The sequence below is a fragment of the Actinomycetospora sp. genome (assembly GCF_036497585.1).
In the GTDB taxonomy this organism is placed as follows: domain Bacteria; phylum Actinomycetota; class Actinomycetes; order Mycobacteriales; family Pseudonocardiaceae; genus Actinomycetospora.
The window spans coordinates 1-8,784 of record NZ_DASXJD010000147.1 but is presented as its reverse complement, the minus strand read 5'-3'; the positions used below and the strand labels follow the sequence as shown (position 1 = coordinate 8,784).

Below are 8,784 nucleotides of genomic sequence, written 5' to 3'. Positions count from 1 at the left end.
CCCACGCCGGTGCAGGTGGGCCCCGGGATGAGGGACGGCCCCTTCGACAGCCCGCGCTCGGTGCAGGTGCCCCCCGGGTGGACGGCCTCGGTCTGGGCGAGGGTGCCGGCGGCCCGGCTGGAGGCCTGGGCCCCCGACGGGTCGCTGCTCGTCTCGCTGCCCGAGACCGGCGAGGTCGCCCGGCTCGTGCCGGGCGCGGCGGGCGCCGCGCCGACCCGGACGACGCTGCTCTCCGGGCTCACCCAGCCCCACGGGCTCGCGTTCGCCGGCTCGACGTTCTACGTCGCCGAGAGCGATCAGGTCTCGGCGTACTCCTACGCGGACGGCGCCGCGACGGGCCGGCGGGTGGTGGTGCCGGACCTGCCGGACTCGAAGAGCCCCGACCTGCACGGCGCCTACGCGCACGCGCTCAAGTCCGTCGTCGTGGGCCCGGACGGCTCGCTGTACATCTCGGTCGGGTCCACGGCGAACCTCTCGCCGCAGGACCGGGACGCCGACCCGCAGCGGGCCGCGATCCTGCGCGTGCCGCCGGGCGGCGGCGCCCCGGAGGTGTTCGCGCGCGGCGTACGTAACGGCAGCGGCCTCGCCCTCGGGCCCGACGGCCGCGTGTGGACCGCGGTGAACAACCGCGACAACATCCAGTACCCGTACCGCCAGCCCTTCGACGGCGACGGCGGCGGCGACGGCGAGGCCTACGGCCAGGTGCTCCCCGGGTACGTCAACGACCACCCGCCGGAGGAGCTCGCGGCGCTGACCCCGGGCCGTGACCTCGGCTGGCCGTTCTGCAACCCCGAGCCGGACACCGAGCCGGGCGTGCCGGGCACGCCGCTGCGCCACGCCGACCTCGGGTTCACCCGCGACGCCGAGACAAACGGGGACGGCTCGAAGCTCGACTGCTCGACGCTGCCGTCGATCGAGCAGACGTTCGGGGCGCACTCGGCGCCCCTGGGGCTCGCGTTCGCGGACGTCCCGGGGAAGGGCGAGGGCGCCGTCGTCGGCGTGCACGGCTCGTGGAACCGCACCGCGCCGCGGGCGCCCGAGGTGTCGTACTTCCCGTGGTCGAACGGCCGGATGGGCGACCAGCAGACCCTCGTCGGGGGCTTCCAGGCGCCGGACGGCTCGCGGTGGGGCCGGCCGGTCGCGGCGGTGTTCGGTCCCGACGGGGCGCTCTACGTCAGCGACGACCAGGCCGGCGCGATCTACCGGGTAGCGCCTCCCGGCCGGTGAGCACGGGCGTTCAGGGCAGCGGCACCGTCGCCGCGAGGTGCTCGAGCAGTTCGGCGGCGTGGGCCCGGCTGCGCTCGGGATCGGGCTCGACGTCGGCGAGCGCCGCGGCCGCGGTGAAGCCGGCGTCGCGCAGTTCGTCGTCGTCGACGGCCACCGAGCCGGCCAGGGCGAGCACCGGGATCCCGGCCCCGGCCGCGCGCGCCGCCACACCCGCGGGGCCCTTCCCCCGCAGCGTCTGCCCGTCGAGGCGGCCCTCGCCGGTGACGACGAGGTCAGCGCCGGCCAGACGGTCGTCGAACCCGAGCAGCTCGGCCACCAGGTCGAACCCCGGGCGCAGGCGCGCGTCGAGCAGCGTCATCGCCCCGTAGCCGACGCCGCCGGCCGCCCCGGCCCCCGGTTCGTCCTCGCGGCCGGCGGTCCCGGTCGCGGCGCCGAGCACCCGCGCCCACGAGGCGAGAGCGGCGTCCAGGCGGGCGACGGCGGCGTCGTCGGCGCCCTTCTGCGGCCCGTAGACCGCGGCGGCCCCGTGCGGGCCGAGCAGCGGGTTGTCGACGTCGCAGGCCACCTCGACCGTGGTGCCGGCCGGCAGGGCGAAGGCGTCCAGGTCGACCCGCGCGATCCTGGGGAGCCCACCGCCGCCGATCCCCGGCGGGAGCGGCGCGCCGTCGGCGTCGAGGAGGCGGGCGCCCAGCGCCTGGGCCAGGCCCGCGCCGCCGTCGGTGGAGGCGCTGCCGCCGAGCCCGAGCACGAGGCGGCGGGCGCCGTCGTCGAGGGCGGCGCGCAGGACCTCGCCGAGCCCGAAGGTGGTGGCCTCCTCCGGGCGCAGGACGCCGTCGGGGAGGCGGACCAGGCCGCACACGTCGGCGAGCTCGACGACCGCGGTGTCCCCGGATCGGGCCCAGGCGGTCCCGACGGCGGGTCCGGTCGGCCCGGTGGGGCCGGACGCGGTGCACGGCCGGCGGTCGTAGCCCGCGGCGACGGCGGCGTCGACGGTGCCGTCGCCGCCGTCGGCCACCGGGCAGAGCGAGACGTCGAGGCCGCGGGTCCCCAGGCCGCGGGCGATCGCCGCGGCGACGTCGGCCGCGGTCAGCGAGCCCCTGAACTTGTCGGGAGCCACGAGGACGCGCACATCGCAGGAGCGTGCCGGGCGGGATTCGGCACGTCGAGGGCGGACGGCCCGTGGTCGACTGCTCACAGTCCGGTCACGCCCGATTCGTCACACGTTAGGCTCAGGGGTGAGCGCCCGGTCCGGCCGCCGTCGGGGGACGGCCGGTTCGGGCGTTCCGGCTCGCGCGCGTCACGCGACGCCCCGGGCCGGCGGCACGAGCGTTCCGGCCCGCACGCGCGTTGCGCACACGGCCCGCGGCGCTGGCGTTCCGCGCTGCACCCGCGGTGCGCGACGCACACAGTGCTGGGGCGGTCCGGCCTGGGCCGACGTGTGCTGGGCGCAACGGTGGCGGCCGCTCGTCGTCGACCTCCGCCAGCCGTGTGCGAGACGCAAACGGGAACGGCTGCTCCGTCGTGCCGGGCACCGGACCCCGGACATGGAGGAACCCGGGCCGTCAGGTCGGGGGTCTGACGGCACCGGGTTCACACACCTCATCGTCCGGACCCCCACGACCCGTTACGGCCGGTCCGTGTGACGGCGGTCACGTTGTCTCAGCGCGGCGAGAACGTGCCGAGGAAGCGGTCGCGGAAGGACTCCATCGGCCAGGTCGGCGCGTCGGGCGCGGGGCGCAGCCCGTCGGTCCAGCCCCACGAGGCGGTGCGGGCGAGGACCGCCGGGTCTCGCGAGATGATCGAGATCGGGACGTCGGCGCCCGCTCCGGGTCCGGTCACCAGCGGCGCGGGCTGGTGGTCGCCGAAGGCGATCACGACGAGGTTCGGGTCGTTGGAGCGCTGCACCCACGAGGTCAGCGCGTCCATCGTGTACGCGATCGACGTCGCGTACCCGGCGCGCACCGCGGCGGTGTCGCGGGGGCCGGGGTTCGCGGTCTGCGACCAGAACACCGATCCGTCGCCGAGCTGGTCCCACCCGATCATGTGCGGCAGCGGGGCCCAGGGCGCGTGGCTGGACACGAGGTCGATCTCGGACATGATCGGCGCGCGCGGCTGCGGGCGGTTCCGCTCGAGGCGGTCGTAGCGGTCGAGCACGAACTGGTCGGGCATGGAGGCCCAGCCGAAGGTCGGGCCGTGGTAGCCGAGGTCGGTGACGTTGTAGGACCTGTCGTAGCCGTAGAAGGCGCCCTCGGGCCAGGGCCGGGTGGTGCCGGGCTGCATCGCGGAGGTGTCCCACCCGGCCCGGCGGAACGCCTGCGAGAGCGTGAACCGGGTGCTGGAGGTCAGCGTCAGGTAGCGCTGCTCGTTGTCCACGTGCAGCCCGGAGAGGAACGTGGCGTGGGCGAGCCAGCTGCCCGACCCGACCACCGACGACGTCAGGAACCCGCTGCGCGCGCCCCACCCGGCGGCCGGGAGGTCCCGGTCGGCCCGGTCGAGAACCGGGGTGACGGTCGCGGCGAGGCCGGGGTCGGTGAGCGCGGCGCGGCCGTAGCTCTCGACGACCGCGACCACGACGTCCTTACCGCGCAGCGCGGTGAGCAGGTCCGGCCCCGGGGTGCCGGCCCACGCGTCGGTCCGGGACTGCGCGGCGAAGGCACCGGCGTCGCGCAGGGACGCGTCGGTGAGGCGCAGCCGCGCGGCGACGGCGTTCGGGGTGTTGGCGGCGGCCAGCGCGACGCCCGGGGAGGTGGTCACCCCGGCCACGATCGCCACCAGCCACACCGCGGTGAGCGCCCCGAGGATCCGGAGTACCGGCCGCCGGTGCGTCGCGGCGCGGGTGACCACGCGGCGGGCCGCGAGTGCCCCGCCGGCGAGCAGGACCACGGCGAGGACGACCACGACGACGACCGCCCCGACCTCGGCCGTCGTCCCGTAGGTGCTGCCGACGAACTCCGCGCCGTCGGCCACGAGCGCGCGGTCGAGGACCGGGTCGAAGGGGCGGGCGAGGACGGTGGCGAAGCCGACGTCGAAGGCGGAGAGCACCGCCCACACCCCGAGCAGTGCCCCCGCGACGAGCGCGAGCGGGCGGCGCACCCGGGCGGGTAGGAGCACCAGCAGCGCGAGCCCGGCGATCCCCTCGAGGGGCAGGCGCAGGTAGGCCTCGGGCAGGAGCCCGGACGGGTCCTGCGGGGCGACCAGGACGAGGGCGAGCAGGACGACGGCGACCAGGGTCAGCACCGCGCCCACCACGCGACGCCAGGCCGGGCGGGACGCTGCCGCGTCGTCGGGAACCGCCTCGGCGTCGGGAGCCGTCCCGTCGTCGGGGGTCGCCACGGTGTCCCGGTGCCGGGCGAGCCAGACCACCGACACCCCGAAGGACCAGGCCAGCGCGGCGAGGGCCACGGCGACCAGCACCACCGACACCACGGACGGCAGCAGCCCGGTGCTCACCACCGCGAGCACCACCCCCTGCAGCGCCGCGACCACCTTCGCGGAGCGCCGCACCGGCAGCGAGCCCCGCAACCAGGGCAGCGCCCACCCGGCCGCGACGAACGCGTAGCGCATCCCGCCGATCAGCAGCACCCAGACGCCGAGGTCCCCGGCGACGTGCACCGAGAGCACCGCGAGCAGCGCGGCGTCGAGCTCCGCGTCGAAGCGCGCCCCGAGCTCGCTCGCGGTACGGGTCCGGCGTGCGACCTGACCGTCGACGCCGTCGAGCACCAGCGCGAGCACGGTGAGGACCACCAGCGGGGCCGCCGCGACGGTGCCGGGCCGCGCCAGGTCCTGCGCCACCAGCGCGGCCACCCCGCCGGCGAGCACCGCCCGCAGCGCGGTCACGGTCCCGGCGGGCCCGAGCGTCGTCGCCCCGGCCCGGTGCGCCGCCCGGGCGACCAGCGCCCCGGCGAGCACGAGGAACGTCCCGCCGCCGAGCCAGCCCGCGGTCCCCAGCCCGGCGACCACCCGCAGCAGCGCGAACAGCACGAGCGCGACGACGGCGGACCCGGCCAGGGTCACGGCAACCGGGGGACGCAGGAGCGTCGCGGTGCGCGAGGACATCCGCCTATCGTGACCCCTGGCCGTGACACGCCCGTCAGGAGGTGACCCCCTGCCCTCGACCGCGCGCGCCTTCCGGGTGCTCGAACCCGGCCGCGGCGCCCTCGTGGACGTGGCGCTCCCCGAGCCCGGACCCGGGGACGTCGTCGTGGCCACCCGCCACAGCGCGATCAGCCGGGGCACCGAGCTGCTGGTGTTCCGCGGCGGGGTCCCGGCGAGCCAGTACGGGGTGATGCGGGCGCCGTTCCAGCACGGCGAGTTCCCGGGGCCGGTGACCTACGGCTACCTCGCGGTGGGGACGGTCGAGGACGGCCCGGCGTCGCTGCGGGGCCGCGAGGTGTTCTGCCTGCACCCCCACCAGACCCGGTTCGTCGTCCCGGGCTCGGCGGTGTCGGTGGTGCCCGACGGCGTCCCGGCGTCGCGGGCGGTGCTGGCGGGCACCGTCGAGACCGCGGTGAACGCGCTGTGGGATGCGGCCCCGCGGGTCGGGGACCGGGTCGCGGTGGTGGGTGCCGGGATGGTCGGGTGCGCGGTCGCCGCGCTGCTCGCCGGCATCCCCGGCGCCCGGGTGGAGCTGGTCGACGTCGACGCCGACCGGGCGCCGGTGGCGGACGCCCTCGGGGTCGGCTTCGCCCGGCCCGACGACGCGGCGGCCGGCTGCGACCTGGTGGTCCACGCCAGCGCGACCGAGGCGGGCCTCGCGCGCTCGCTGGAGCTGCTCGGCGTGGAGGGCGAGCTGGTGGAGCTGTCCTGGTACGGGGACCGGACACCGCGGGTGCCGCTCGGCGAGGGGTTCCACTCCGGGCGGCTGGCGATCCGGGCCAGCCAGGTAGGACGGGTGTCGCCGTCGCGCCGGGCGCGGTGGACCCACGCCGACCGGATGGCGCTCGCGCTGCGCCTGCTCACCGACCCGCGCTTCGACGTGTTGATCACCGAGACGGTGCCGTTCGACGCGCTCCCGGCGACGATGGTGCGGCTCGCGGACGGCGCCCCGGGGTTGGGTGTCCGGGTGGACTACTGAAGGAGGCTGGCTGCGGTGTTCTCGGTGACGGTCCGCGACCACGTGATGGTCGCCCACAGTTTCCGCGGCGCGGTCTTCGGGCCGGCGCAGGCGCTGCACGGCGCCACGTTCGTCGTCGACGCCACGTTCCGGCGTCCCGAGCTGGACGCCGACCACATCGTCGTCGACATCGGCGCGGCGACGGCGGCCCTCGGCGCCGTCCTCGACGACCTGCGCTACCGCAACCTCGACGACGAGCCCGCCTTCGCCGGGGTCAACACGACGACCGAGTACCTCGCGCAGGTGATCGCCGACCGGCTCGCGGCCCGGATCCACGCCGGCGACCTCGGGGAGGGCGCCCGCGGGATCGAGGCGATCGCGGTGGAGTTGCACGAGTCGCACGTCGCGCGGGCGGGGTACGAGCGGGCGCTGTGACGGCCGGCCGGGCTGTTCACGCCGTCCTCCCGGGCGACGTCGACACCGCCCCGAGCGGCGGCAACGTCTACGACCGGCGGGTCCTCGCCGGACTGACGGCCCTCGGCGTCGACGTCGTCCGGCACCGGCTGCCGGGGCCGTGGCCGGACGGCGACGCGTCCGCGGTCGCCGAGGCGCTCACCGGGGTCCCCGACGGTGCCGCGGTGCTGCTGGACGGGCTCGTCGCCTGCGGGGTGCCGGAGGCGCTGGCGGCGCACGCTGACCGGCTGCGCCTGGTGGTGCTCGTGCACCTGCCGCTGGCCGACGAGGCCGGACTCGCCCCCGCTTCCGCCCGGGACCGGGACGCCCGCGAGCGGGCGGCGCTGCACCACGCGGCCGCGGTGGTGACGACGAGCCGGTGGACCGCCGACCGCGTCGTCGCGCGGCACGGGCTCGACCCGGCCCGGGTGTCGGTCGCGGCGCCCGGGGTCGACCCGGCGCCGGTCTCCCCCGGCGCCGCGGTCAGCGGGACGCCGCCGCGGCTGCTCTGCCTCGGCGCGCTCACCCCGACCAAGGGCCAGGACGTGCTGGTCGAGGCCCTGTCCCGGATCGCGGACCGCCCGTGGACCGCGGTGCTGGCGGGCCCGACGGACCGTGACCCGGGCTTCGTCGTCCGGCTCCGGACGGCGATCGCGCGGCACGGCCTCGCCGGGCGCGTCGGGCTTCCCGGGGTGGTGCAGGATGCGGCGCTGGACGCGGTGTGGGCCACCACGGACCTGCTCGTCCTGCCCTCCCGGGCCGAGACCTTCGGGATGGTCGTGACCGAGGCGCTGGCCCGGGGCATCCCGGTCGTGGCGAGCCGCGTCGGGGGTGTCGCCGAGGCCGTGGGGCCCGGCGGAGGCCCCCTCGGCGGGCCCGGAACCTGGGTACCGTCTGAGAACGTTGGCACACTCGCCGCAGTGCTGCGGCGCTGGCTGGAGGACCCGGTGCTGCGTTCCGGGTGGAGACTCTCAGCGCTCGGGCGCCGGGGCACGCTGAGGCCGTGGTGCTCCCCGTCCCGTCTGATGTCCCAGGTGCTCCGGCTCCCTGGGCCGCCCGCCTGAGCGAGCCCGGTTCACCGGTCTGCTCCCCGGACTGGCTCGCCCTGCGCGAGCCCGCCGACCACGCCGCGCGCTCCGGCGAGCTCGCCGCCCGCCTCGCCTCCCGCCTGGGCGCCCGGCTCGGCGCCGGGCCCGACCCGGTCGTCCTCCGCGACCTCGGCTGCGGCGCCGGCTCGATGGGCCGGTGGCTCGCGCCCCGCCTGGCCCGCCGCCAGCACTGGTTCACCCACGACCGCGACGCCGAGCTCGCCCACCGCGCCGCGCGGACCTCGCCGGTCCCGGCCACCGCCGTCGTCGGCGACCTCACCGACCTCACCGACCTCGCCGGCACCGACGTCGTCGTCTGCTCGGCGCTGCTCGACCTGCTCGACGCCGCCGACGTCGAGCACCTGGCCGCGCTCTGTGCCGGTGCCGGCGCGACCGCGCTGCTGACCCTCACGGTCACCGGCGATGTGACCGTCGACCCGGCCGACCCGCTCGACGCCCCCGTCGCGGCGGCCTTCGACGCCCACCAGCGCCGCGAGGGGCGGCTCGGCCCCGACGCGGCCGACGTCACCGCGGACGCGTTCACCCGCCACGGGTTCGCGGTGACCCGCCGGCCGAGCCCCTGGCGGCTCGGCGCCGGCGACGCCGCCCTGGTCGAGGAGTGGCTCCGCGGACGCCTCGACGCGGCCTGCGCGCAGGACCCCTCGCTGACGCCGCACGCTGCGACCCACCTGCAGCGCCGGCTCGACGCGCTCGCGGCCGGGAGGCTGCACGCCCAGGTGGGGCACGCCGACCTCCTCGCGCTGCCGCGCGACGGGGGCGACCGGTGAAGCTGAAGCTCCTGGTCGGCGTCGCCGTGGTGGTGGCGGTGGTGGTGCACGTGGGGACCGGGCCGGTGCTCGACGGGCTGCGCGCGCTCTCCCCGGCCGCGCTGGCCGCCGCGCTGGCGCTGGGCCTGCTCACCACCGCCGCCTCGGCCGCCCGCTGGACCGTCGTGGCCCGCGC

The 8,784-nt window shown here is 77.5% G+C and carries 7 protein-coding genes; 5 read left to right on the top strand and 2 right to left on the bottom strand.

The genetic code is table 11. From position 1 onward, the window contains the following. On the top strand, positions 1-1,227 hold a 1,227-nt coding region (locus VGH76_RS14430; RefSeq protein WP_331557375.1), incomplete at its 5' end, for a gluconolaconase. A 10-nt stretch (positions 1,228-1,237) separates the two neighbouring features. Here VGH76_RS14430 and VGH76_RS14425 read toward each other — a convergent pair. Together VGH76_RS14425 and VGH76_RS14420 are read right to left on the bottom strand one after the other, a co-directional pair. Continuing rightward, positions 1,238-2,356 carry a glycerate kinase gene (locus VGH76_RS14425; protein WP_331557374.1) on the bottom strand — a complete coding sequence of 373 codons (1,119 nt, stop codon included), beginning with the start codon at positions 2,354-2,356 and terminating at the stop codon, positions 1,238-1,240. Positions 2,357-2,886: 530 nt separating this feature from the next. Then, the gene (locus VGH76_RS14420) at positions 2,887-5,283 is read right to left on the bottom strand and encodes a CDP-alcohol phosphatidyltransferase family protein (RefSeq protein WP_331557373.1); all 2,397 of its coding nucleotides are present in this window, start codon (positions 5,281-5,283) and stop codon (positions 2,887-2,889) included. A 49-nt stretch (positions 5,284-5,332) separates the two neighbouring features. Here VGH76_RS14420 and VGH76_RS14415 point away from each other — a divergent pair, with 49 nt between their 5' ends. From VGH76_RS14415 to VGH76_RS14400, 4 genes are read left to right on the top strand one after another with little or no spacing between them, the layout of a single operon-like run. Then, the gene (locus VGH76_RS14415; RefSeq protein ID WP_414637728.1) at positions 5,333-6,301 is read left to right on the top strand and encodes a zinc-dependent alcohol dehydrogenase; all 969 of its coding nucleotides are present in this window, start codon (positions 5,333-5,335) and stop codon (positions 6,299-6,301) included. A gap of 15 nt (positions 6,302-6,316) precedes the next feature. Next, complete coding sequence (locus tag VGH76_RS14410) at positions 6,317-6,715, top strand: 6-carboxytetrahydropterin synthase (protein WP_331557371.1); 399 nt, start codon at positions 6,317-6,319, stop codon at positions 6,713-6,715. Continuing rightward, on the top strand, positions 6,712-7,797 hold the full coding sequence (locus VGH76_RS14405; RefSeq protein ID WP_331557370.1) for a glycosyltransferase family 4 protein: 1,086 nt from the start codon (positions 6,712-6,714) through the stop codon (positions 7,795-7,797). Before VGH76_RS14410 ends, VGH76_RS14405 begins: the two co-directional genes overlap by 4 nt. Next, entirely contained in the window at positions 7,737-8,609 is an 873-nt protein-coding gene (locus VGH76_RS14400; RefSeq protein WP_331557369.1) for a class I SAM-dependent methyltransferase, read from the top strand. Before VGH76_RS14405 ends, VGH76_RS14400 begins: the two co-directional genes overlap by 61 nt. Positions 8,610-8,784 lie beyond the last annotated feature (175 nt).